The sequence below is a fragment of the Microbacterium excoecariae genome, assembly GCF_011326725.1.
In the GTDB taxonomy this organism is placed as follows: Bacteria; Actinomycetota; Actinomycetes; order Actinomycetales; family Microbacteriaceae; genus Microbacterium; species Microbacterium excoecariae.
The window spans coordinates 1,626,646-1,649,104 of record NZ_JAANCO010000001.1 but is presented as its reverse complement, the minus strand read 5'-3'; the positions used below and the strand labels follow the sequence as shown (position 1 = coordinate 1,649,104).

The 22,459-nt window shown below is 72.1% G+C and carries 20 protein-coding genes, 3 tRNA genes and 1 other RNA gene; 10 read left to right on the top strand and 14 right to left on the bottom strand.

Annotated features, from left to right (window positions below; all coding sequences use genetic code 11):
- Nucleotides 1-122 precede the first annotated feature (122 nt).
- The gene (gene ppgK, locus G8E01_RS07685; protein WP_166318076.1) at nucleotides 123-878 is read left to right on the top strand and encodes a polyphosphate--glucose phosphotransferase; all 756 of its coding nucleotides are present in this window, start codon (nucleotides 123-125) and stop codon (nucleotides 876-878) included.
- A gap of 28 nt (nucleotides 879-906) precedes the next feature.
- On the opposite strand, the gene rnpB is transcribed toward ppgK, so the two are convergent.
- The 4 genes from rnpB to G8E01_RS07665 all read right to left on the bottom strand — a co-directional run bounded on the left by rnpB (nucleotide 907) and on the right by G8E01_RS07665 (nucleotide 3,822).
- An RNA gene (gene rnpB / locus G8E01_RS07680) (RNase P RNA component class A) lies at nucleotides 907-1,274 on the bottom strand.
- A 39-nt stretch (nucleotides 1,275-1,313) separates the two neighbouring features.
- A complete protein-coding gene (locus tag G8E01_RS07675; RefSeq protein ID WP_166318073.1) occupies nucleotides 1,314-3,020 on the bottom strand; it encodes a bifunctional 3'-5' exonuclease/DNA polymerase in 1,707 nt (568 codons plus the stop codon).
- Entirely contained in the window at nucleotides 3,017-3,748 is a 732-nt protein-coding gene (locus G8E01_RS13045; RefSeq protein WP_166318070.1) for a CT398-like coiled coil hairpin domain-containing protein, read from the bottom strand. The genes G8E01_RS07675 and G8E01_RS13045 overlap by 4 nt, the downstream gene beginning before the upstream one ends.
- Nucleotide 3,749: 1 nt before the next feature.
- A tRNA-Val gene (locus G8E01_RS07665) sits at nucleotides 3,750-3,822 on the bottom strand.
- 182 nt (nucleotides 3,823-4,004) lie between these two features.
- Between G8E01_RS07665 and aceE the strand changes: the two genes are divergently transcribed.
- The 6 genes from aceE to G8E01_RS07635 all read left to right on the top strand — a co-directional run bounded on the left by aceE (nucleotide 4,005) and on the right by G8E01_RS07635 (nucleotide 11,714).
- Entirely contained in the window at nucleotides 4,005-6,734 is a 2,730-nt protein-coding gene (gene aceE, locus G8E01_RS07660; RefSeq protein WP_166318067.1) for a pyruvate dehydrogenase (acetyl-transferring), homodimeric type, read from the top strand.
- A 64-nt stretch (nucleotides 6,735-6,798) separates the two neighbouring features.
- Nucleotides 6,799-8,028, top strand: a complete 1,230-nt coding sequence (locus G8E01_RS07655; protein WP_166318064.1) for a PucR family transcriptional regulator — start codon at nucleotides 6,799-6,801, stop codon at nucleotides 8,026-8,028.
- Between the two features lie 90 nt (nucleotides 8,029-8,118).
- Nucleotides 8,119-9,042: an acyltransferase domain-containing protein gene (locus G8E01_RS07650; protein ID WP_166318061.1), complete on the top strand. Its 924-nt coding sequence runs from the start codon at nucleotides 8,119-8,121 to the stop codon at nucleotides 9,040-9,042.
- 21 nt (nucleotides 9,043-9,063) lie between these two features.
- Nucleotides 9,064-10,065, top strand: a complete 1,002-nt coding sequence (locus G8E01_RS07645; RefSeq protein ID WP_155048484.1) for a beta-ketoacyl-ACP synthase III — start codon at nucleotides 9,064-9,066, stop codon at nucleotides 10,063-10,065.
- Nucleotides 10,066-10,146: 81 nt separating this feature from the next.
- The gene (locus G8E01_RS07640; RefSeq protein ID WP_155048483.1) at nucleotides 10,147-10,395 is read left to right on the top strand and encodes an acyl carrier protein; all 249 of its coding nucleotides are present in this window, start codon (nucleotides 10,147-10,149) and stop codon (nucleotides 10,393-10,395) included.
- A 77-nt stretch (nucleotides 10,396-10,472) separates the two neighbouring features.
- Complete coding sequence (locus G8E01_RS07635) at nucleotides 10,473-11,714, top strand: beta-ketoacyl-[acyl-carrier-protein] synthase family protein (protein ID WP_166318058.1); 1,242 nt, start codon at nucleotides 10,473-10,475, stop codon at nucleotides 11,712-11,714.
- A 75-nt stretch (nucleotides 11,715-11,789) separates the two neighbouring features.
- Here G8E01_RS07635 and G8E01_RS07630 read toward each other — a convergent pair whose 3' ends face one another.
- The 3 genes from G8E01_RS07630 to G8E01_RS07620 form a co-directional block, all read right to left on the bottom strand.
- Nucleotides 11,790-12,287 carry a DUF3145 family protein gene (locus G8E01_RS07630; RefSeq protein WP_166318055.1) on the bottom strand — a complete coding sequence of 166 codons (498 nt, stop codon included), beginning with the start codon at nucleotides 12,285-12,287 and terminating at the stop codon, nucleotides 11,790-11,792.
- Between the two features lie 181 nt (nucleotides 12,288-12,468).
- A tRNA-Ile gene (locus tag G8E01_RS07625) sits at nucleotides 12,469-12,543 on the bottom strand.
- Between the two features lie 15 nt (nucleotides 12,544-12,558).
- The gene (locus tag G8E01_RS07620) at nucleotides 12,559-13,557 is read right to left on the bottom strand and encodes a DMT family transporter (protein WP_166319794.1); all 999 of its coding nucleotides are present in this window, start codon (nucleotides 13,555-13,557) and stop codon (nucleotides 12,559-12,561) included.
- Between the two features lie 86 nt (nucleotides 13,558-13,643).
- On the opposite strand from G8E01_RS07620, the gene def reads away from it, so the two are divergent.
- Together def and G8E01_RS07610 are read left to right on the top strand one after the other, a co-directional pair.
- Nucleotides 13,644-14,210 carry a peptide deformylase gene (gene def, locus G8E01_RS07615; protein ID WP_166318052.1) on the top strand — a complete coding sequence of 189 codons (567 nt, stop codon included), beginning with the start codon at nucleotides 13,644-13,646 and terminating at the stop codon, nucleotides 14,208-14,210.
- 109 nt (nucleotides 14,211-14,319) lie between these two features.
- Complete coding sequence (locus tag G8E01_RS07610) at nucleotides 14,320-14,859, top strand: septum formation family protein (protein WP_166318049.1); 540 nt, start codon at nucleotides 14,320-14,322, stop codon at nucleotides 14,857-14,859.
- An 86-nt stretch (nucleotides 14,860-14,945) separates the two neighbouring features.
- Here the strand turns inward: G8E01_RS07610 and G8E01_RS07605 are convergent.
- From G8E01_RS07605 to dusB, 5 genes are all read right to left on the bottom strand, one after another.
- Nucleotides 14,946-15,020: transfer RNA gene (locus G8E01_RS07605), tRNA-Asn, on the bottom strand.
- Nucleotides 15,021-15,094: 74 nt separating this feature from the next.
- A complete protein-coding gene (locus tag G8E01_RS07600) occupies nucleotides 15,095-15,898 on the bottom strand; it encodes an ATP-binding cassette domain-containing protein (RefSeq protein WP_166318046.1) in 804 nt (267 codons plus the stop codon).
- Nucleotides 15,899-15,944: 46 nt separating this feature from the next.
- A complete protein-coding gene (dnaG, locus tag G8E01_RS07595) occupies nucleotides 15,945-17,795 on the bottom strand; it encodes a DNA primase (protein ID WP_166318043.1) in 1,851 nt (616 codons plus the stop codon).
- The gene (locus tag G8E01_RS07590) at nucleotides 17,795-19,144 is read right to left on the bottom strand and encodes a deoxyguanosinetriphosphate triphosphohydrolase (RefSeq protein WP_166318040.1); all 1,350 of its coding nucleotides are present in this window, start codon (nucleotides 19,142-19,144) and stop codon (nucleotides 17,795-17,797) included. The genes dnaG and G8E01_RS07590 overlap by 1 nt, the downstream gene beginning before the upstream one ends.
- Entirely contained in the window at nucleotides 19,134-20,267 is a 1,134-nt protein-coding gene (gene dusB / locus G8E01_RS07585; RefSeq protein WP_166319792.1) for a tRNA dihydrouridine synthase DusB, read from the bottom strand. The genes G8E01_RS07590 and dusB overlap by 11 nt, the downstream gene beginning before the upstream one ends.
- Nucleotides 20,268-20,374: 107 nt before the next feature.
- On the opposite strand from dusB, the gene G8E01_RS07580 reads away from it, so the two are divergent.
- Nucleotides 20,375-20,872 (top strand): glutathione peroxidase, encoded by a 498-nt coding sequence (locus G8E01_RS07580; protein WP_166318037.1) that lies wholly within the window; start codon nucleotides 20,375-20,377, stop codon nucleotides 20,870-20,872.
- A gap of 7 nt (nucleotides 20,873-20,879) precedes the next feature.
- On the opposite strand, the gene G8E01_RS07575 is transcribed toward G8E01_RS07580, so the two are convergent.
- Together G8E01_RS07575 and recO are read right to left on the bottom strand one after the other, a co-directional pair.
- Nucleotides 20,880-21,680, bottom strand: coding sequence for an isoprenyl transferase (locus tag G8E01_RS07575; RefSeq protein WP_166318034.1), 801 nt, complete (start codon nucleotides 21,678-21,680; stop codon nucleotides 20,880-20,882).
- Nucleotides 21,677-22,408, bottom strand: a complete 732-nt coding sequence (recO, locus tag G8E01_RS07570; protein WP_166318031.1) for a DNA repair protein RecO — start codon at nucleotides 22,406-22,408, stop codon at nucleotides 21,677-21,679. The genes G8E01_RS07575 and recO overlap by 4 nt, the downstream gene beginning before the upstream one ends.
- Nucleotides 22,409-22,459 lie beyond the last annotated feature (51 nt).

The window sequence follows — 22,459 nt, the reverse complement described above, 5'->3', positions numbered from 1 at the left end:
CAGGGACACGCTCCCCCCCAACCCGGCTGGACCCCTCCCGGCGGCGGCCGGACATTCCCCTCTCGGAATGTCCGGCCGCCGCCGTTTTCGCGCGCGGCGCGTATCGCTCTAGGCTGAGCGACATGACCAACCCCCCTCAGCGTGCGATCGGCATCGACATCGGCGGCACCGGCATGAAGGCCGGAATCGTCGACCTCGAGACGGGAGCGCTCGTCAGCGACCGCGTCCGCATTCCCACGCCGAAGGGCGCGACCCCTCCCGACGTGCTGCGCACCGCGACCGAGCTCGTCGACCTGCTCGGCGCCGACGCCGCGGACCTCCCCGTCGGCGTCTGCTTCCCCGCCATCGTCAAGGCGGGCGTCACGCTGTCCGCCGCGAACGTCTCGGACAAGTGGATCGGCCTGGAGGCCGACACGATGTTCAGCCAGGCGCTGGGACGCGACATCCACTTCGTCAACGACGCCGACGCCGCCGGCCTCGCGGAGCTGCGCTTCGGGGCCGCGAAGGCGCAGCCGGGGCTGACGATCATGACAACGCTCGGGACGGGGATCGGATCCGCGTTCCTCTTCGACGGCAAGCTCGTCCCGAACTCGGAGCTCGGTCACCTCATCTGGAAGGGCGACAGCATCGAGAAGTGGGCGGCGCCCACCGCGCGCGAGCGCGAGGACCTCTCGTGGGCGAAGTGGACGTCGCGCCTGCAGAAGTTCTACGCCCACGTCGAGTTCCTCTTCTCCCCCGACCTGATCATCGTCGGCGGCGGGGTCTCGAAGAACCCGGAGAAGTTCCTGCCGGGGATCACGACGCGCGCGCCGATCGTCGTCGCGGAGCACCAGAACAACGCGGGCATCATCGGCGCCGCGAGCCTCGCGCTCGCCTGATCCCGCGGGGCCGTCGGGCCGGTTCATGCGAATGGGCCGGCCTATACGCCGGGTTCTGTTCGGGAGGCACTGCCTCCGTCGACGGCCATCTCTCTCGGCGACGCGTTGCCGCGCCGCTCTAGCAACCTACCCGGGGACTCGGCGGGCCGCGTCAACATCCCCTGTTGGTCTTGCTCCGGGCGAGGTTTACCCAGCGGGCCGCGTCGCCGCGGCCCCTGGTGGTCTCTTACACCACCGTTTCACCCTTACCGGCCCGGGGGCCGGCGGTCTACTTTCTGTTGCACTGTCTCGCGGATCTCTCCGGGTGGGTGTTACCCACCACCCTGCCCTGCGGAGCCCGGACGTTCCTCGGCGCGACAGCGTTTCCGCGCGCGACGCGGCCGTCCGGCCGACCCATTCGCTCCGCCAGTCTACCCGGGGCGCCCGCGCCGCTCGTCACTCCTTCGCCGCATCCTCTCGAACGGCGAGGTCCAGCGGGAAGTCGAGGGGGAACGCGCCGAAGAGCAGGCGCCCCGCCGCCTCGGCCGCGTCGCGCACGGCCCGCGCCGCGGCGTCGGCGCGCTCGGCGGGCACGTGCAGGATGACCTCGTCGTGGAGGAAGAACGCGATGTGCGGCACGCGAGAGAACGCCGGCCCCGACCCGGTCCCGGCGCGGTCCGGGTCGACCGGCGGGATCTGGGCGAGCCGGATCCGCAGGTCCGCCAGCCACGCCAGCGCCCACTCGGCCGCCGTGCCCTGCACGACGAAATTGCGGGTGAACCGCCCCTGCTCGCGCGCGGCGCGGCGAGCCGCGTCGCGCACGGCCTCCGGCGCGCCCTCCGCCGCCGCCTCGTCCTGCAGCGCGCGCCACGCCGCTCCCGGATCCGGGCTCGTCCGACCGAGCCAGGTCGCCACCTGCTCGCCCCTCTCCCCCGCCCGCGCCGCCGCGTCGACGACGTGCATCGCGCGGCCGAACGTCCGACGGAGGCGCGGCACGAGGCGGCCCGCGTCGCCGGAGGTCGCGCCGTAGAGGGCTCCGAGCATCGCCACCTTCGCCTCGGCGCGCGTGGCGGCGACGCCGCGGGCGACGAGGCCGGCGTACAGGTCCGCGCCCCGTGCCGCGCTCGCCATCGCCTCGTCGCGCGCCATGGCCGCGAGCACTCGCGGCTCCAGCTGCGCCACGTCCGCCGCGACGATGCGCCACCCCGGGTCCGCGCGCACGGCGGGGCGCAGCAGCCGCGGGATCTGCAGCGCACCGCCGCCCGAGGACGCCCAGCGCCCCGTGACGACGCCGGCCGGCACGTACTCAGGCCGAAAGCGTCCCGCGGGGGCCCACGCCGCGAGCCACTCGCGGCCGTTCGCCGTGTGCAGTCGCGCGAGCTTCTTGTAGGCCAGAAGCGGCGGGATGGCGGGATGATCGTGCTCGACCAGCTCCCCGCGCGACGTGGATCGGACGGGCACGCCCGCCGCCTGAAGCGCCGCGAGCACCTGCCCCGGCGAGTCGAGTACCAGCGCCTCGCGCCCGAGCGCGCGGCGCACATCCCGCGCACGCTGTGCCATGCGCGCGGGCATCCCCGACGCGTCGGCGGCGCCGAGCTCCGCGTCGAGGATCCGCTCGTGGTGCGCGCGGTCCCAGGGCAGGCCCGCCGCCTCCATGTCCGCCGCGACGAGCGCCCCGGCCGACTCCGCGGCGAGAAGGAGACGCAGCCGGTCCGCGTTCGCCGCGCCCGCGAGCGCCCGCTGCTGGCGCTCCCATGCGCGCGCCACCTCGACGGCGTCGCCGGGGTCCGGGCCCTCGGCGTCGAGCTCGAAGAGCGCCCCGGGCGTGTCGGCGCGCGGGCGCGGCGCCGGTCCCGAGACTGGCCCGCCCGGGACGGACCTCGCGAGGATGTCGTGGGCCAGTCGCAGGTCGTAACAGCGCGCGAGGCGCACGCCCTCCCCGAGGAGCAGCGCCGCCGTCGCCTTCGCGTCGGCGCACACCCACCGCGGCCCGCCGCCGCGCTCGACCTCCGCCACCCAGCTGGCCCACGCGCCCGCGTCGAGGTCCCACCGCGTGCCCGGGGCGGATCCCGCGAGCACGATCGCGGCCCAGCCCTCGCCCGCTCGCCCCAGCGCGACGACGTCGCGCTTCCCCGGCCACGGAGAGCCGGGGTCGCCCGTCACAGGCCGGACTCGGCCGTTCGCACGAGGATCGCACCGCACTCGGGGCACAGCGCCACGGCGTCGTCCGCGGTCGCCTTCAGCGCGGCGAGGTCGCGCGGGGAGAGCGTCATGCGGCAGGCGCCGCACGTGCCGTGCTGGAAGAGCGCGGCGCCCGTGCCCCGCGCCGCGAGCCGGTCGTACATCGCGAGCAGGTCGTCCGGGACCCGGCCCGCGACCGCCGCGCGATCCCGCTCGATGGCGGCGATCTCGTCCGTCGCGGCCTGCACAGCCTGCTTGCCGGCGGCGCTCGCGGCCTGGCCCTCGGCCGTCGTCTGATCGAGCAGCGCCTGCTGCTCGGCCACGGCGGCCTCGGCGGCCTGTGCCCGTTCCATCGTCTCCAGCTCGGCCGTCTCGAGGCGATCCACGCGCGCCTCGAGCGCCGCGATCTCGTTCTCGAGCGCGATCGCGTCGCGGGCGATGGCCGTCTGGGTCAGGCGATCGCGGTCGCGCGCCATGCGCTTGGTCGCGACCTCGACGTCGCTCTCGATCCGCGCGAGCTCGGTGCGCAGCTCGTCGCGCGCGTTCGAGCGGGCCACGAGCTCGCGCCCCTGCTCGTTACGGCGGGCGATGAGCTCCGCGACGCGCGCCTGGTGTTCCGGCGCGCGCCGCGCCGCCTCGGCGCGGGCGCGGCGGGCGTCGAGGTCGGCGATATCGAGGAGCAGTCGCTGGTCTGCGGGCGCGGAATTCACGTGGGTCCTGCCGGGATCGAACCGACGACCCCCTGGGTGTAAACCAGGTGCTCTACCAGCTGAGCTAAAGACCCGTGACGTGAGAAGAGTCTACGCGTCCGCGCCCCGTGGCCGAGAGCACGCGCCGTGCACCGCGCCCCGCAAGAGTCGGTAGTGTGGGGCAATACGCGCACGCCTGTCCGGTCACAGCCGGGCCCGTCGCGCGCCACGATCCACAATCTGGGCACGATCTGCCCGCACGACGAAAGGTCACCTGGTGGCAGTTCACGATCAGGATCCGTACTCGCAGGGCAGCGTCGACAGCGACCCCGAGGAGACGGCCGAGTGGCGCGAGTCGCTCGATCAGCTCGTTGATGCCAAGGGCTCGCAGCGCGGGCGCGAGGTCATGCTGAGCCTCCTCACGCGGTCCAAGGAGCGCCGGCTCGGCGTGCCGATGGTGCCGACGACGGACTACGTCAACACGATCTCCGCGGAGGACGAGCCGTCCTTCCCCGGCGACGAAGAGCTCGAGCGGCGCTACCGCCACTGGATCCGCTGGAACGCGGCCATCACGGTGCACCGCGCTCAGCGCCCCGGCATCGGCGTCGGCGGCCACATCTCGACCTACGCGTCAGCAGCGTCGCTCTACGAGGTCGGGCACAACCACTTCTTCCGCGGCCAGGACCACCCCTCCGGCGGCGACCAGATCTTCTACCAGGGGCACGCGTCCCCGGGCATGTACGCCCGTGCCTTCCTCGAGGGCCGCCTGTCCGAGCAGCAGCTCGACGGCTTCCGCCAGGAGAAGTCGGCGGCGCCGGTCGGCCTGCCGTCCTACCCGCACCCGCGCATGCTGCCCGAGTTCTGGCAGTTCCCGACCGTGTCGATGGGCCTCGGGCCGATCAACGCGATCTACCAGGCGATGGCGAACAAGTACCTCGAGGCGCGCGGCATCAAGCCCGTCGGCGACTCGCACGTCTGGGCGTACCTGGGCGACGGCGAGATGGACGAGGTCGAGTCGCGCGGCCAGCTGCAGGTCGCCGCGAACGAGGGCCTCGACAACCTCACGTTCGTCATCAACTGCAACCTCCAGCGCCTCGACGGCCCGGTGCGCGGCAACGGCAAGATCATCCAGGAGCTCGAGAGCTACTTCCGCGGCGCGGGCTGGAACGTCATCAAGCTCATCTGGGGCCGCGGTTGGGACGACCTGCTCGCCCGCGACACCGACGGCGCGCTGCTCAACCTCATGAACACGACGCCCGACGGCGACTTCCAGACATACAAGACCGAGGACGGCGGCTTCGTCCGCGAGAACTTCTTCGGTCGCGACCCGCGCGCGCTGGAGCTCGTCAAGGACTACTCCGACGAGGAGATCTGGGCGCTGCAGCGCGGCGGCCACGACTACCGCAAGGTGTACTCCGCGTACAAGGCGGCGATGGAGCACAAGGGCCAGCCCACCGTGATCCTCGCGCACACCATCAAGGGCTACGGCCTCGGGCCGCACTTCGAGGGCCGTAACGCGACCCACCAGATGAAGAAGATGACGCTGGAGGACCTCAAGCTCTTCCGCGACACCATGCAGATTCCGGTGACGGACAAGCAGCTCGAGGACGACCCCTACCGTCCGCCGTACTACCACCCGGGCGCGGGCGACGAGACGATCGAGTACATGCTCGAGCGCCGCCGCTCCCTCGGCGGCTTCCTGCCCGAGCGCCGCACGACTAACGTGCCGCTCGAGCTGCCGAAGGAGAAGGACTACGCACTCCCGAAGAAGGGATCCGGCAACCAGGAGATCGCCACGACGATGGCGTTCGTCCGCTTGCTCAAGGACCTGATGCGCGTCAAGGGATTCGGCAACCGCATCGTGCCGATCATCCCCGACGAGGCGCGCACGTTCGGCATGGACTCCTACTTCCCCTCGGCGAAGATCTACAACCCGAACGGCCAGAACTACCTCTCGGTCGACCGCGACCTGCTGCTCGCCTACAAGGAGAGCCCCGAGGGTCAGATCATGCACGTCGGCATCAACGAGGCGGGCGCCGCGGCGGCGTTCACGGCCACGTCGACGTCGTACGCGACGCACGGCGAGACGCTGATCCCCGTCTACATCTTCTACTCGATGTTCGGCTACCAGCGCACGGGCGACGCCTTCTGGGCGGCGGGCGACCAGATGGCCAAGGGCTTCATCATCGGCGCCACGGCGGGCCGCACCACGCTCACGGGCGAGGGCACCCAGCACATGGACGGCCACTCGCCGCTGCTGGCCTCGACGAACCCCGCGACGATCATCTACGACCCCGCCTTCGGGTACGAGGTCTCGCACATCGTGCAGTCGGGCATCGAGCGCATGTACGGCGGATCGCACCCCGACCCCGAGGTGATGTACTACCTCACGGTGTACAACGAGCCGATGCGCCAGCCCGCCGAGCCGGAGGGCGTGGACGTCGAGGGCATCGTCAAGGGCCTCCACCGCGTCTCCGAGGGATCCGGCGACGGTCACCGCGTGCAGCTGCTCGCGTCGGGCGTCGGCGTGCCGTGGGCGATCGAGGCGCAGGAGCTGCTCGCGAAGGACTGGGGCGTCGTCGCCGACGTGTGGTCCGTGACGAGCTGGAACGAGCTGCGCAAGGACGGCCTCGCGGCCGACGAGCACAACTTCCTCCACCCGGCCGACGAGCCGCGCACCGCGTACGTGACGGAGAAGCTCCGCCATGCCGAGGGCCAGCCCTTCGTCGCGACGAGCGACTACATGCACGCCGTGCAGGACCAGATCCGCAACTGGATCCCCGGCCCCTACGGCACGCTGGGCGCGGACGGCTTCGGATTCAGCGACACCCGTGCGGCGGCGCGCCGCCACTTCAAGATCGACGGCCCGTCGATGGTCGTCAAGGCGCTGCAGATGCTCGCCGACCAGGGCAAGGTCGAGCGCCGGATCGTCGCGGAGGCGATCGAGAAGTACCGCCTTCACGACGTGACGGCGGGCGCGTCGGGCAACGCGGGCGGGGACGCCTGACCCACGCGATACGCAGGCGGGCGGGCCTTTCGGGGTCCGCCCGCCTGTCGCACGAGGGAGTGACATGACGGACAGCACGCGCGCAACGATGGACAAGAAGGCGACACTCGCCTGGCTCCGGCGGATTTCGGGGGACATCTCGACGGCCACGCTGCGGCGGCTCGAGGAGTCCCTGCCGTGGTACTCCGACATGCCTCCCGCCCGGCGCTCGGCGGTCGGCCTCGTCGCTCAGGCCGGCATCACGTCGTTCATCGAGTGGTACCAGAACCCGCACGAGACCCCGACGATCGCGGCGGACATCTTCGCCGCGGCGCCGCGCGAGCTCCTGCGCAGCGTGAGCCTCCAGCAGACGCTGCAGCTCGTGCGGATCACGGTGGACGTGACGGAGGAGAAGGTCGCGGGTCGCGGAGATCACCTGCGCGAGGCGATCCTGCTGTACTCCCGTGAGGTCGCCTTCACCGCCGCCGACGTGTACGCCCGCGCCGCCGAGTCCCGCGGGCTCTGGGACGCGCGCCTGGAGGCGCTCGTCGTCGACACGATCCTGACGGGCGAGACCGACGACGAGCTCCCGAGTCGGATCGCGGCGCTCGGCTGGCACGGCCACGGCGAGGTGAGCGTCCTCGTCGGCACGACGCCGCCGGCCTTCGACGTCGACCAGGTCCGACGCAAGGCGCGCAAGATGGGGGTCGACGTGCTCATCGGCGTCCAGGGGTCACGGCTCGTGCTCGTCCTGGGCCGCGCCGTCGCCCCGGGCGCGGAGCCCGGGCCCGAGGAGGACCAGCTCGCCTTCCGGGAGATCGCGACCCAGCTCGAGCCCTATTTCGGCCAGGGCCACCTCGTGCTCGGGCCCACGATGCCGGCGCTCGTCGATGCGAGTCGGAGCGCCCGCGCGGCCCTCGCGGGGTTCGCGGTCGCCGCGTCGTGGCGCAGCGCCCCGCGGCCCGTGGAGGCCGACGATCTCCTCCCCGAGCGGGCGCTCGCGGGGGACGTGGTGGCGAAGAAGACCCTCGTCGAGCGGATCTACCGCCCGCTCGAGGGCCACTCGACGGACCTCGTCACGACCCTGTGGAGCTACCTCGACAACGGCCGCTCGCTCGAGGCCACGGCGCGCGACCTCTTCGTCCACCCGAACACGGTCCGGTATCGCCTGAAGCGCGTGAGCGACGTGATCGGCTGGGACGCGACGGGCCCACGCGAGGCGCTCATCCTGCAGACGGCCCTGATCCTCGGCTCGATCGGATCCTCCGAGGTGTCGCGCCGCCGGCAGGGCGCCCGGCGCACTGAGCGCTCCTGATCGACCTTGGAGGCCATGGACAACGGGCGCCGCGATTCTTGTGAGAGTGGCGCCAGGGTCCGTGCGCCGCGCGGGGGAAGAATGGATCGGGTGATTGTCGCCGCATTCCCCGGACAGGGCTCACAGACCCCCGGCTTCCTCCTCCCCTGGCTCGACCTCGACGGCGTCCGCGAGCGCCTCGCGTCCTACGCGGACGCGGCCGGCGTGGACCTGGTCGCGGCCGGCACCGAGTGGGATGCGGATCAGATCCGCGACACGCGCGTCGCCCAGCCCCTCATCGTCGCCGCGAGCCTCATCGCCTGGCGCCAGCTCACCGACGCCGAGCGCGCCGCGTTCGGCGGCGTCGCGGGCCACTCGGTGGGCGAGATCGCCGCGCTGGCGGCCGCCGACGTCATCGACGACCTCGACGCGATGCGCCTCGTCGGCGCGCGCGGTCGGGCCATGGCGGACGCGGCGGCCGAGGTCGAGACGGGCATGAGCGCCGTCGTGGGCGGCACCGAGGACGCGGTCCTCCAGGCGATCGCGGACGCCGGCCTGTCCCCCGCCAACTACAACGGCGCGGGCCAGATCGTCGCGGCGGGCGAGCTCCCCGGGCTCGCGGCGCTGGCGGAGTCCGCGCCCCGCGGGGCACGCGTGATCTCCCTCCAGGTGGCCGGCGCGTTCCACACCGCATTCATGGCGCCCGCCGCCGGCGCGCTCGCCGACGCCGTGTCGGCGCTCGGCGATCCGCGCGATCCCGCGACCCGCCTGTGGACCAACAGCGACGGCACGGTCGTGGCGTCGGGCGCGCGCGCCCTCGAGCTCATCGTGCATCAGGTGCAGAACCCCGTCCGCTGGGACCTCTGCATGGCCGGGTTCGCCGATGCCGGCGCGGCCGGCCTCGTGGAGTTCGCGCCCGCCGGCGCGCTCGTCGGCCTCGCCAAGCGCGGCATGCGCGGGACGCCCACCGTCGCCCTCAAGACCCCCGACGACCTGGCCGCGGCCCGCGACCTTCTCGCCGCCACCGACCACTGACCCCGGCCGCAGGAAGAAGACATGACCGCTGCCCTCCACGCCGCCCCCGTCCACGCCTACTCGCGAATCCTCGCGATGGGCGCCGCGCGCGGCGAGAACGCCGTGCCGAACGACGACATCGTCGGCCCCATCAACTCGAGCGACGAGTGGATCCGCCAGCGCACCGGGATCGCGACGCGCGCCCGGGCGAACGCCACGACGAGCGCGACGGACCTCGCGATCGCCGCGGCGAAGGAGGCCGTCGAGAAGTCGGGCATCGACCCCGCGCAGATTGACCTCGTCATCTGCGGCACCATCAGCAACGTCCAGCAGACGCCCTCCATGGCCGCGCTCGTGGCCGACGCGATCGGCGCGACGCCGGCCGCCGCCTACGACCAGAACGCCGCGTGCGCTGGCTACTGCTACGGCATTGCGCAGGCGGACGCCCTCATCCGCACGGGCGCCGCGACCTACGCCGTGGTCATCGGGGCCGAGAAGCTCAGCGACATCGTCGACCCGACCGACCGCTCGATCTCGTTCCTCCTGGGCGACGGCGCCGGCGCCGCCGTGCTCGGCCCGAGCGAGACCCCCGGCGTGTCCGTGTCGCAGTGGGGATCCGACGGATCGCGTGGCGACCTCGTCGGGATGAACCACACGCTCGTCGAGTTCCGCAACGGCACCGCCCCCTGGCCCACGCTGCGCCAGGAGGGCCCGAGCGTCTTCCGCTGGGCGGTCTGGGACATGGTGAAGGTCGCCAAGAAGGCGCTCGACGACGCCGGCGTCGCGCCGGAGGACCTCGCCGCCTTCGTCCCGCACCAGGCGAACGGCCGGATCATCGACGAGTTCGCGAAGCAGCTCGGCCTGCCCGACACGGTCAAGATCGGCCGCGACATCGAGACGACCGGCAACACGTCGGCCGCGTCGATCCCGCTCGCCACGCACCGCCTTCTCGAGGAGAACCCCGAGCTGTCGGGGGGCCTCTCGCTGCAGATCGGCTTCGGCGCGGGCCTCGTCTACGCCGCGCAGGTCGTCGTCCTCCCCTGACATCGGCGGCGCCGCCCATAGACTGTGAGGCGGTTTCCGTTGAATCCGAATCCCCCATCGCCACGACAAGGAGACATCCCCATGGCACTCAACACCGACGAGGTCCTCGCGGGCCTGGCCGAGCTCATCACCGACGAGACCGGAATCGACGCCGGCGAGGTCGCGCTCGAGAAGTCCTTCACGGACGACCTCGACATCGACTCGATCTCGATGATGACGATCGTCGTCAACGCCGAGGAGAAGTTCGGCGTGACCATCCCCGACGACGAGGTCAAGAACCTCAAGACGGTGAAGGACGCCGTCGACTTCATCACCTCCCACTCGGAGTGATGCGTGACGGTGCCGCGTCGCCGTGCGCGGCGCGGCACCGTCGTCCCACCTGAACATTCGGAGCAAGGAAACCACCAATGACCAAGCGCATCGTCGTGACGGGCATGGGCGCCACGTCCGCAATCGGCGGAACGGTCGCCGACAACTGGAAGAACCTCCTGGGCGGCGCCTCGGGCGCGCGCGCCCTCGAGCACGAGTGGGTCGAGGAGTACAACCTCCCCGTCACCTTCGCCGCCGAGGCGATCGTGCGGCCGGAAGAGATCCTCGATCGCCCCACGGCGAAGCGCCTCGACATCTCGACGCAGTTCGCGCTCGTCGCCGCGAAGGAGGCCTGGGAGGACGCGGGCGCGCCCGAGGTGGACCCCGAGCGCCTCGGCGTCGACTTCGCGACCGGCATCGGCGGCGTCTGGACGCTGCTGAACGCCTGGGACACGCTGCGCGAGAAGGGACCGCGTCGCGTCATGCCGATGACGGTTCCGATGCTCATGCCGAACTCGGCGGCCGGATTCCTCTCGCTCCACTTCGGCGCAAAGGCGTTCGCGCGCACCGTCGCGTCCGCGTGCGCGTCGAGCGTCGAGTCGCTCGCGAGCGCATACGAGCACCTGCAGGCGGGCGACGCCGACATCATCATCGCGGGCGGCGCCGAGTCGGCGATCCACCCGATCACCATCGCCTCGTTCGCCTCCATGCAGGCCCTGTCGCGCCGCAACGACTCGCCGGAGACGGCCTCGCGCCCCTTCGACAGCGACCGCGACGGGTTCGTGATGGGCGAGGGCGCGGCCGTGCTCGTGCTGGAGACCGAGGAGCACGCGCTCGCGCGCGGTGCGCGGATCCACGCCGTCCTCGCGGGCACCGGCGTCACCGCCGACTCGCACCACATCACGGCGAACGACCCCTCGGGCGCGGGAGCAACCCGCGCGATGCTGAACGCGCTCGCGCAGGCGGGAAAGACGCCCGACGACGTCACGCACATCAACGCCCACGCGACGTCCACCCCGGTGGGCGACCCGGCCGAGTTCGCCGCGATGCGGAACGTCTTCGGCGACCGCGCGACGCAGATCCCCGTGTCCGCGACGAAGGCCTCAACGGGCCACCTCCTCGGCGGGACGGGTGCGATCGAGTCGGTCTTCACGGTCCGCGCGATCCAGGAGCGCGTCGCGCCGCCGACGATCAACCTCGCCAACCAGGACCCGGCCATCCCGGTACGCGCCGCGTCGGAGCCGCAGGAGCTCGCGGACGGGCCGCAGCTGGCGATCAGCAACTCGTTCGGCTTCGGCGGCCACAACGCCGTCGCCGCGTTCGCGACCTACGACGGCTGACGCCGCACGCACGTACAGCGCCCTCCGGGAGTTCTCTCCCGGAGGGCGCTGAGCTGTGTGGGCTGCGTCGGGGTCTCAGCCGACCTTGTGCAGCCAGACCACGGGGGCGTCGTCCCCCGCCGTGCGGAAGATCTCGAGCTCGTCGTCCCAGGCCGTGCCGAGCGCCACGTCGAGCTCGCGGCGCACGTCGAGGGCATCGCGGAGCTCGAGGGCCGCGCGGATCCGCTCCTCCGGGACGACCACGCTGCCGCCGGCGTCCATCTGCGAGAAGTGCACCCCGAGGTCCGGGGTGTGCATCCAGCGACCGCCCGTGGTCCCGGGCGTCGGCTCCTCGGTCACCTCGAAGCGGAGATGCTCCCAGCCGCGGATCGCCGTCGCGATCGCCGCGCCCGTGCCGGCGTAGCCATCCCACACGAACTCGGCGCGGCGCGCGCCGGATAGCGCCGGCTGGTCCTGCCACGCGAAGTTCACGGCACGCCCAATGGAGCGCCCGACCGCCCACTCGAGGTGGGGGCACAGCGCCTTAGGTGCCGAGTGGATGAAGACCACTCCGCGCGCAACCGGTGTCGCCATGATCTCTCCGTTTCTTCAGGTGCGGCTTCCCCTCCGCACCTGCCGGTTCTCGATCAGGCGATGACGTGCGTATTCGGATGTCTTCGTATTGTGTCCCACCCGCGCGAGATACACAACACGCGGTTCGCCGCCGCGCAGGCGATGCGCGCGCGTCACGAGACGTGCGCGCGAGGTCACACGGTGGGGCGGGTGGGACTTGAACCCACGGATCGTCGAGTTATGAGCTCGCTGCCTTGACCATCTTGGCTACCGCCCCGGGATAGGTTCGAGCCTACCGGGACTCGGGCGGCGATTCGGGATCCGTGCCGCTGCCGCGCGTGATCGGGAGCTCCTGGCTCTCGCTGATGACCTGCGGGTGGCTCCGGGCGAGCATGACGACGCCGACGGCGGCGACGCCGCCCGCGACCACCCACACGATCAGCGTCCACACGGGGGTGTTCGCCGCCTCGCCCAGCAGGCTCGCGCCGATGATGACGGCGACGATCGGGTCGATCACGGTGAGCCCCGCGATGACGAGGTCAGGCGGGCCCGCCGAATACGCGGTCTGCACGAAGTAGGCGCCCGCCGCCGCCGCCGCGACGAGCGCGATCAGACACGCGATCGTCGCGAAGTCGATGTCCGCGGCCTGGAAGCGCTTGATGACCACCTTCGCGAGGGTCGCGACGAAGCCGTAGAGGACCCCGGCCGCGCTGATGTAGAACAGCGCGCCCGCGCGCTGGCGGAAGACGAGCCACGCGACGCCCACGACGATGAGGACGACGAGCAGGATGGCGAGCAGCATGAAGAGCTGGCGCTCCTCGAGCGGCGTCTCGACGGCGTACAGGGCGGCGAAGAGCACGAAGACGAAGATGCCCCCGATGCACAGCCCGATGGAGGTCAGCGAGGCGCGCGTCGGCGTGTGGCCCGTGGCCTGCGCGTTCAGCAGCGTCGTGATGACGAGGGAGATCGCGCCCAGGGGCTGCACGACGATGAGCGGCGCAACGGCGAGCGCCGAGAGCTGGCACAGGATCGCGGCGCCGAGCAGCGCGGTCCCGATGAGCCACGACGGTCGGCGGACGAGGGAGAGGACGTGACCGCCGGCCAGGCCGCTCCGCCCCGAGGATCCGGACAGCCGCTCGACCTTGCGCACACCCTGGCTCTGGAACTGCGCCCCGAGCGACATGAAGACCGCCCCCGCGATCGCGAGCGGGATCCCCAAAAGCAGCGCGGGGTTATCGAACAGCCCCACGATCTCGTCGGTCGATACGCCCGCGCTCGCGATCTGCGTCATCACGGGTACGAGCCTACTGGGCGCGGCCCGCCCCGCCATGGAGGTGTCCCGAGGGTTCGCGCGGGTCGGCGGGATACGCTGACCGCATGGCCATCTTGCCCATTCGCATCTGGGGCGACCCCGTCCTCCACGCCCCCGCCGACCCCGTCGAGGCGGTCACGGACGAGATCCGGACCCTCGTCGCCGACATGTACGAGACGATGGACGCGGCCCCGGGCGTCGGTCTCGCGGCCCCGCAGGTGGGTGTGGCCCTGCGGATCTACACGTACACCTACGAGGACGACGACGGCGCCCCGTGGCGCGGCGAGGTCATCAACCCGGAACTGTGGATGGTGCCGACGGAGCCGGGCGAGCCGGACGAGGACGAGGAGTCCGAGGGGTGCCTCTCCTTCCCCGGCGAGAGCTTCCCGCTCCGGCGGTCCGACCGCGTCGTCGTCACCGGCACGGACCTCGCGGGCGCCGCCGTGCGCATCGAGGTCTCGGGCTGGCGCGCCCGCATCATGCAGCACGAGTTCGACCACCTCGACGGCGTGATCTACATCGACCGCGTCTCGGATCGCGACTGGAAGACCGCGCAGAAGATCTCCAAGAAGCGGGGATGGGGCCGCCCGGGGGCGAGCTGGACCCCCGGGTCCGACGACGTCACGCCGTAGGGTCCGTCGTGCCCCGGCGGCCGAGCGGCTATCCTGGCCCGCGGGGACACGCACGACCGGCCCGCAGCCGGCCGCCCTTTCGCATGCACCGCACAGACAGGACGAGACCATGATTACCTCCGCACGACTCCGCCCCCGTCACGCCCTCGCCCTGGCCGGCGCGGGTCTCGTCGTCGCCTCCGCGCTCACGGGGTGCGGCGCCATTAGCGACCTCACAGGCGGCGCCCAGCGCGACGAGGACACGTCGGAGGTGACCGAGTCCGGCACCGAGTCCGTCTTCGACATCCAGGTCGGCGACTGCCTGCTCGGCCCCGGTGAGGAATCCGACGAGGTCCAGAGCGTCGAGGTCGTGCCCTGCGACGAGCCGCACGACTACGAGTTCTACCACGAGTACGCGCTCGACCTCGGGTCGGCGTGGCCCGGCGTCGAGGAGATCCAGGCCGACGCGGACGAGCGGTGCTACAACGCGTTCGAGGACTTTGCCGGCATCGCGTACGAGGACTCCGAGACCCTGTACTTCACGTACTACTCCCCTACCGAGATGTCCTGGGCCGACGGCGACGACAAGATCCAGTGCCTGATCTTCCAGTCCGAGGACGGCGCCTCCATCACGCAGACCGAGGGCACGCTCGAGGGCTTCGGCGCCTGAGCCTGGGGCGGATCCGCGGCGTGCGGATCCGCCCCGGCCTGGCGCGAGAAAACCCCCGAGGCTCTGCGAGCTTCGGGGGTTTTTGCTGGCTCCCCGGGTTGGACTCGAACCAACAACCTATCGGTTAACAGCCGATTGCTCTGCCATTGAGCTACCGAGGAAAACGTGCGACGCGCTACGTGCGCAACTCGAACAGCTTAGCAAACGATGCGCCTCGAACGCGAAACGGGCGCGCTCACCGGGCGCGTCGCGGCTCGCCGGAGAGGAACGCGGCGGCCGACGCCGCACCGGGCGTCGCGAGCGGCTCGGATCCGCTTCGCTGCACCGCCGTCACGTGCCCGCCCTCGAGCACGATGCGATCCGCGGAGAGCTCCTCCGCGAACGCGTCGTCGTTCGAGACCGCGAGGAGGGCCATGCCCCACTGCGCGCGCCGGGCGAGAATCGCGTCGCGCACGACGTGTCGCACCTCGACGTCGATGCCCGCGAGCGGCTCGTCCGCGACCAGCAGGCGCGGATCCAGCACCAGGGCGCGCGCCAGCGCCACGCGCTGGCGCATGCCCGCGCTGAGCTCGTGCGGGTACCGCGCCGCCGCGCCGAGCGGCAGGCGCACCTCGTCGAGCAGGCGCGAGACGCGCTGCTCGAGCCGGCGCCGGTCCACATGCGCGTCCCGCTCCACGATCGGCTCGACGATCGACTCGCCGACCGTCAGATCGCGGTTGAGCGCGGGGCCGCCGTCCTGCGCGAGGTAACCGACGCGATACGTCCACACGCTGCGCGATCGCCCGGGTCGCCGCGCGTTCACGCCGCACACCCGGGCCGCGCCCCCGACGATGCGCGTCACGCGCGTCTCGCGGCCCGCGATCGCGGCGGCCAGCGCCGACTTGCCGGACCCGGTCGCCCCGGACACGACGAGCGCGCCGCCGTACGGGACGCGCCACGAGACGCCGTCGACGGCCCGCACGGCCTGGCCGCCGCGCCCGCGTGCCACGCTGACGTCGTCGAGGTCGAGCGCATGGTCGGTGAGATCGGGCAACGCCATGGTTTCCATCCTGCCCGCGCATCCGCGCCGGTCGCGCGCGGCGCGCCTACTGCTCGTCGACGAGCCGGCGCCGCTCCGTCTCGAGGTCGCGGAGGCGCATCCCGACCGCGCGCCCCTCGTTCGACTGCGGCTCGGCACGCTGCAGCGCGCCCAGGAGCTCCTGCTTCTCCGCGTCGAGCGCCCGCACGATGAGCCGCCGGCACAGCGCGTTCGCCGACACCGCGGCGTGCTCCTCGTCGCGAGCGGGGAAGTCGCGCATCAGCACCTCGCCGCCCAGCTGCGTCAGCGCCTGCGGGAGGGCGTCGATCGCGGCCTGGCCCCAGCCGGGCTGGGTGCGGTCGACGGAGAAGATCGCGGCGCGCACGGCGTCCAGAGCCGGCACGCGGAACGCCACGCCCAGCGCGCGCTGCAGAAGCGTCGGGTCGATGCGGTGTCCGTACTGCAGGATGCCCGTGAGGGCGTCCCGCTCGACGACCGCGTCGGTCGTGCGCGGCAGCGTCTGGAGTGTGACGGCGGGCGAGGCGGTGGCGGGCGCGGCCGCGACAGGCGTCTGCCGTTCGCGCGCGGATCCGCCCCGCGCCGCCTGCTCCACCTCGCGGTGCACGTCGGTCGGATCCATGCCGAGCCGGCGCGCGAGCACGCGCTCGTAGCCGGGGCGAAGGAGCCGATCGCGGATCTCGGCGACCACGGGGGCGGCCTGGCGGAGCGCGCCCACGCGCCCCTCGACGCTCGACAGCGAGAAGCCCGAGATCTTGCGGTCGATGACGAACTCGAACATCGGCGTCTTGTGGTCGAGGAGCGCGCCGACCGCGGCGTCGCCGCGCTGCAGGCGCAGGTCGCACGGGTCCAGCCCGTCGGGGGCGACCGCGACGAAGGTCTGGGCCGCGAACCGGTCCGCCTCCGAAAAGGCCCGGAGCGCGGCCTTCTGCCCGGCCTCGTCGCCGTCGAAGGTGAAGATCACCTCTCCCGTAGCCGAGTCGTCGCCCATGATGCGTCGGAGCGTCCGGATGTGTTCGCTGCCGAACGCGGTGCCGCACGTGGCCACGGCGGTCGTCACGCCCGCCAGATGGCAGGCCATGACGTCGGTGTACCCCTCCACGACGACGACGCGCTTCGGGTCTCCGCGGGCGATGTCGCGCTTGGCCAGGTCCAGCCCGTAAAGCACCTGGTTCTTCTTATAGATCGGGGTCTCGGGGGTGTTGAGGTACTTCGGTCCCTGATCGTCGTCGTAGAGCTTGCGGGCGCCGAAGCCGATCGTCTGGCCGGTGACGTCGCGGATCGGCCACATCACGCGGCCGCGGAATCGGTCGTACACGCCGCCGCGCTGGTTCGTCGAGACGAGGCCCGCCGTGATCAGCTCCTCGCGGCTGAACCCCTGCCCCGTGAGCGCCTTCAGCAGCGCGTCCCACCCCTTCGGCGCGTACCCGACGCCGAAGTGCGACGCCGCGCCGGGATCGAACCCGCGCTGGCCGAGGAAGGCGCGCGCGGCCTCCGCCTCGGGGGATCCGAGCTGCGCGCGGAAGAACTCCACGGCCTGGGTGTGCGCCGCGTAGAGCCGCGCGCGCCCGCTGGTCTCGGGGGCCGGCCCGCCGCCCTCCTCGTAGTGCAGCGTGAACCCGACGCGCTGGGCGACGCGCTCGACGGCCTCCGCGAAGGTCAGGTGATCCATCTCGCGCAGGAACGTGTACACGTCCCCCGAGACCCCGCACCCGAAGCAGTGGTAAAACCCCTGGCTCGGCCGCACATTGAAGCTCGGGCTGCGCTCGTCATGGAACGGGCACAGGCCCTTCAACGACCCCACGCCGGCCGACTTGAGCGCCACGCGTTCGCCGATGATGTCGGCGATGTTCGTGCGCGCCTTGACCTCCTCGACGTCCGCCTGACGGATCCGGGGCATCAGTACGCCCCCGCGTCGGCGGGCTGCGCCGCGCGCATCCAGATGCCCACGGAGGCCGGGTCGATCTCGCCGACGAGCCGCGCGTGCCACGCGACCGCCGTTTGATCGGTCAGGCTCGCGACCTGGTCGACGATCACGCGCTTGCGCTCGGCGTCGCTCGTCGCCGCGAGGAAGTCCGCCGTGAAGGCGGGATCCAGCTGGTCCGCCCCCGAAGACCACAGCGTGTCGGCGGCCCACAGCGCGTCCGCGATCCGCGTGAGCACCCGCCGCTGCTCCTCGTACACGCCGCGACGCGCGTCGCTCGAGACGATCGAGGCGCCCATGATTCCCTTCAGCACCGCGATTTCGAGCTCGACGTCGCGCGGCACGACCACGCTCGCGCCGTAGCGCGTCAGCGACGCGGCGGGGTGGGCGGCGCGCGTGGCCGCGACCGCCTCGCTCGCGAACCTGCCGATCAGGTCGCTCGTGAGGTTCTTCAGCCGCGCGAGGTCGCGTCGCGTGCCGTCGAACGACGTCAGCCACATCGGCTGACGCGTCAGGCGGTACAGCGCCTCGGCGAGCTCGTCCCGACCGTAGTCGTATCCGACCCACGCCTGGATCCGCCCCACGAGCGGGTGGTGCTCGACGGGATCCGCGAGCGCGGCGACGTCGACGTAACCGTTGACCACGGCATCCTCGAAGTCGTGCACGGAGTAGCCGATGTCGTCCGAGAGGTCCATGACCTCCGCCTCGATGCACCGCACGCGGTCGGGCGCACCGGCGCGCATCCAGGCGTAGACCTCCTCGTCCTCCGGATAGACCCCGAACTTCAGCCGCCCGCCGGGGTCGGCCACGGGATCCGCGACCGTCCAGGGATACTTGCACGTCGCGTCGAGCGTCGCGCGCGTGAGGTTCAGGCCGACCGAGCGGTCCCCGTCGAGTACCTTCGCCTCGAGCCGCGAGAGGATCCGGAGCGACTGCGCGTTCCCCTCGAACCCGCCGATGTCTGCGGCCCAGTCGTTGAGCGCGCGCTCCCCGTTGTGCCCGAAGGGCGGATGGCCGAGGTCGTGGCTGAGGCACGCCGTGTCGACGACGTCCTCGTTGAGCCCGAGCGCCGTCGCCAGCTCGCGGCCGACCTGCGCGACCTCGAGCGAGTGCGTCAGGCGGTTGCGCGCGAAGTCCGCGTCGCTCGCGGGGCTCAGCACCTGCGTCTTGGCCGCGAGGCGCCTCAGGCCCGCCGAGTGCAGCACGCGCGCGCGGTCGCGGGCGAAGTGTCCGCGCCTCGACCGGTGGCGCTCCACGACGAATCGCTCGGCGTCGTGATCCGTGTAGCCCGCGGGCAGCGCCCCCTGGCCCGGCTCAGCCGCCACTGGTGTCCAGCTCCGCGTCCTGCAGCTCGGCGGCGGCGTCGTCGTCCAGGGTCCGCGACGCGAGCCAGCCGTCGGGGAGCACGGGGCGCCGCGCGTGCCCCGCGCGGCCGCGCGGCCCCTCCACGGGGGCGCCGGGGTACGGCGCCGAGAGGTCGAGCTCGCCGATCAGCGCCTCGATGTCGGCCAGCGTGTCGACCTGCGTGAACCGTCCACGCAGCTCGCCCCCGACCGGGTAGCCCTTGAAGTACCACGCCGCGTGCTTGCGGATGTCCCGGCAGCCGCGCGACTCGTCCTCGTAGAACTCCGCGAGGAGCTCAGCATGCCGGAGGAACGCGCGCGCGACGAACGCGAGGGACGCGTCGACCACGGGCGCCTCGCCGCCGAAGGCGCGGGCGAGCTCGCCGAAGAGCCACGGGCGCCCCAGGCAGCCGCGGCCGACCACGACGCCGTCGCAACCGGTCTCGTCGACCATGCGCACGGCGTCCTCCGCGCTCCAGATGTCGCCGTTGCCGAGCACGGGGATCGAGGTGATGGCGCTCTTGAGCTCGGCGATCGCGGACCAATCGGCCACGCCCGAGTAGGACTGCTGCAGGGTGCGCGCGTGGAGCGAGACGGCCGCCGCGCCGACGTCCTCGGCGATGCGCCCCGCCTCGAGGAAGGTGAGGTGGTCGTCGTCGATGCCCTTACGCATCTTCACCGTGACGGGAACGTCGCCGGCCGCCTCCACCGCGCCGCGCACGATGTCGCGGAACAGGTCGCGCTTCCAGGGCAGCGCGGATCCGCCCCCCTTGCGCGTGACCTTGGGCACGGGGCACCCGAAGTTAAGGTCAATGTGGTCGGCGTGGTCCTCGGCCGCGATGATGCGCGCGGCCTCGGCCGTGTAGTGCGGATCCACGCCGTACAGCTGGATCGACCGGGGCGTCTCCGACTCGTGGTGCTGGATGAGGCGCATCGTGACCTCGTTGCGCTCGACGAGCGCCCGCGTCGTGATCATCTCCGTGACGTAGAGACCGGCCCCGTACTCGCGGCACAGCCGCCGGAACGCCATGTTCGTCACGCCCGCCATGGGCGCGAGGACGACGGGGACGTCGACCTCGAGCGGGCCGATGCGCAGGGGCGGCATCGCGCGCGCGGGCGCGGGCGGGGTGCTTACGGGGGCGATCGTCACGCTCCCATTGTTTCATCCCTCGGATGGGCGCTCGCCGCGCCCGGGCGGAGTAGCCTGGCCGCATGACCGACGCCCCCGCCCTTCGCGACATCCCATTCACCGATGCGAGCGGAGACGCGCGCACCCTCGCCTCCTACGGCGACGGCGTCGTCCTCGTCGTGAACGTGGCCTCGAAGTGCGGCCTCACGCCGCAATATGGCGCGCTCGAGGAGCTGCAGCGCACGTACGGCGAGCGCGGGCTGACCGTTGTCGGGTTCCCGTGCAACCAGTTCATGGGTCAGGAGCCGGGCGGGATGGACGAGATCCTCGACTACTGCGCCACCACGTGGGGCGTGAGCTTCCCGATCAACGACAAGATCCGGGTGAACGGATCCCACGCGGCGCCGCTCTACAAGGCGCTGAAGAAGAACAAGGACGGCCTGGGCCTGGCGGGCCCCGTCGCGTGGAACTTCGAGAAGTTCGTCGTGCTCCCCGACGGATCCGTCCGCCGCTTCCGCCCGAACGTCACGCCGGACGACCCCGCTATCACGGCGCTCATCGAAGAGCACCTGCCCCGCTGACCCGGGCTCACGCCTTCGGCGCGTCCGTCGCCCCGCCGTACCGACGATCGCGGGCGTGGTAGGACGCGATCGCGCGCCACAGGTTCTCGCGCGTGAAGTCGGGCCACAGGGTCTCGTCGAACACCATCTCGGCGTACGCCGACTCCCACAGCATGAAGTTGCTCGTGCGCTGTTCGCCGCCGGAGCGGATGAAGAGGTCTACGTCCGGCATGTCGGGGACGTAGAGGCTCCGGCTGATGTGGCGCTCCGTGATCGCGGACGGCTTCAGGCGACCCGCCTCGACCTCGCTCGCCAACCGCCGCATCGCGTCGACGACCTCCCAGCGCCCGCCGTAGTTGATGCACATCGACAGCGTCATCGTCGTGTTCTCGCGCGTCAGGCGCTCGGCGGCCTCGAGGTCCTTGATCACGGACCCCCACAGCTTTGGTCGCCGCCCCGCCCATCGCACGCGCACGCCCCACTCGTTGAGCTGATCGCGATGGCGGTGGAGGACCTGCCGGTTAAACCCCATGAGGAAGCGCACCTCCGCGGGGGACCGCTTCCAGTTCTCCGTGGAGAACGCGTACACCGAGAGGTGGCCCACGCCCGCCTGCACGGCCCCGGCGATGACGTCGAGCATCGCGTCGACGCCGACGCGATGGCCGTCCGTGCGCGGTCGCCCCTGCTCGTTCGCCCACCGGCCGTTGCCGTCCATGACGATCGCGACGTGGCGGGGAACGGGCCCCGCGAAACGGGGCGGCGTGAGTCCCGTCCAGTCGAGCGGGCGGTACGCGACGGCGTCGGGGTGGGTGTAGGGCTTCGGCGTCATCGGGCCGCTCCTCTCCGATCGAACGAGCGGATCGCCCGCTCGAGGTGGTGCTGAGCGTAGGCGGCCACGAGCCCGCCCGCCCGGAGCGCGACGCCCTCCGGGGCCGCGTCCACGGTGGCCCACTCCCCCGCGAGGAGCGCCGCGAGGTGCTCGCGCACCTCCCCGTCGACGCGCGCCGTGCCCGCCGGCGCGCAGGCGGCGCACAGCACGCCGCCCACGGGCGCGGCGATGCGCTCGTGCGGTCCCGGCTCGCCGCACCGCGCGCACGCGTCGAGTTGGATCGTCCACCCGGCGAGCCCGAGCGCGCGCAGGAGGTATGAGTCGCGGGTCGCGCCCGCCTCGTGCTCGGAACGCGCGAGCGAGCGCAGCGCGCCGACGAGAAGGAAGAACTGCTCGGGTTGCGCGTCTTGCTCGCCCACGAGCCGCTCCGCCGCCTCGGCCATCGCGCTCGCCGCGGTGTAGCGGTCGTAGTCCGCCGCGATCTTCGCGCCGTACGCCCCGAGCTGATCGACCTGCTGGACGATGTCGAGGGAGCGCCCGAGGTACAGCTGCGCGTCGACGACCATGAAGGGCTCGAGGCGGGCGCCGAACTTGCTCGAGGTGCGGCGCACGCCCTTCGCGACCGCGCGGACCTTGCCGTGCTGGCGCGTCAGCAGCGTGAGGATCCGGTCCGCCTCCCCCAGCTTCTGCGTGCGGAGCACGACGGCGTCGTCACGGTAGGTGGGCACCCGTCCATTATCGCCCGCCGGCGAACGCCCTGGCACGATGGAGGGGTGACC

Excerpts from the sequence above, each read along its gene's own strand:
- ppgK (WP_166318076.1), top strand. The coding sequence starts at position 123 with ATGACCAACCCCCCTCAGCGTGCGATCGGCATCGACATCGGCGGCACC.
- G8E01_RS07655 (WP_166318064.1), top strand. The coding sequence starts at position 6,799 with ATGACGGACAGCACGCGCGCAACGATGGACAAGAAGGCGACACTCGCC.
- G8E01_RS07645 (WP_155048484.1), top strand. The coding sequence starts at position 9,064 with ATGACCGCTGCCCTCCACGCCGCCCCCGTCCACGCCTACTCGCGAATC.
- G8E01_RS07640 (WP_155048483.1), top strand. The coding sequence starts at position 10,147 with ATGGCACTCAACACCGACGAGGTCCTCGCGGGCCTGGCCGAGCTCATC.
- G8E01_RS07635 (WP_166318058.1), top strand. The coding sequence starts at position 10,473 with ATGACCAAGCGCATCGTCGTGACGGGCATGGGCGCCACGTCCGCAATC.
- G8E01_RS07630 (WP_166318055.1), bottom strand. The coding sequence starts at position 12,287 with ATGGCGACACCGGTTGCGCGCGGAGTGGTCTTCATCCACTCGGCACCT.
- G8E01_RS07620 (WP_166319794.1), bottom strand. The coding sequence starts at position 13,557 with ATGACGCAGATCGCGAGCGCGGGCGTATCGACCGACGAGATCGTGGGG.
- def (WP_166318052.1), top strand. The coding sequence starts at position 13,644 with ATGGCCATCTTGCCCATTCGCATCTGGGGCGACCCCGTCCTCCACGCC.
- G8E01_RS07610 (WP_166318049.1), top strand. The coding sequence starts at position 14,320 with ATGATTACCTCCGCACGACTCCGCCCCCGTCACGCCCTCGCCCTGGCC.
- G8E01_RS07600 (WP_166318046.1), bottom strand. The coding sequence starts at position 15,898 with ATGGCGTTGCCCGATCTCACCGACCATGCGCTCGACCTCGACGACGTC.
- dnaG (WP_166318043.1), bottom strand. The coding sequence starts at position 17,795 with ATGCCCCGGATCCGTCAGGCGGACGTCGAGGAGGTCAAGGCGCGCACG.
- dusB (WP_166319792.1), bottom strand. The coding sequence starts at position 20,267 with ATGCCGCCCCTGCGCATCGGCCCGCTCGAGGTCGACGTCCCCGTCGTC.
- G8E01_RS07580 (WP_166318037.1), top strand. The coding sequence starts at position 20,375 with ATGACCGACGCCCCCGCCCTTCGCGACATCCCATTCACCGATGCGAGC.
- G8E01_RS07575 (WP_166318034.1), bottom strand. The coding sequence starts at position 21,680 with ATGACGCCGAAGCCCTACACCCACCCCGACGCCGTCGCGTACCGCCCG.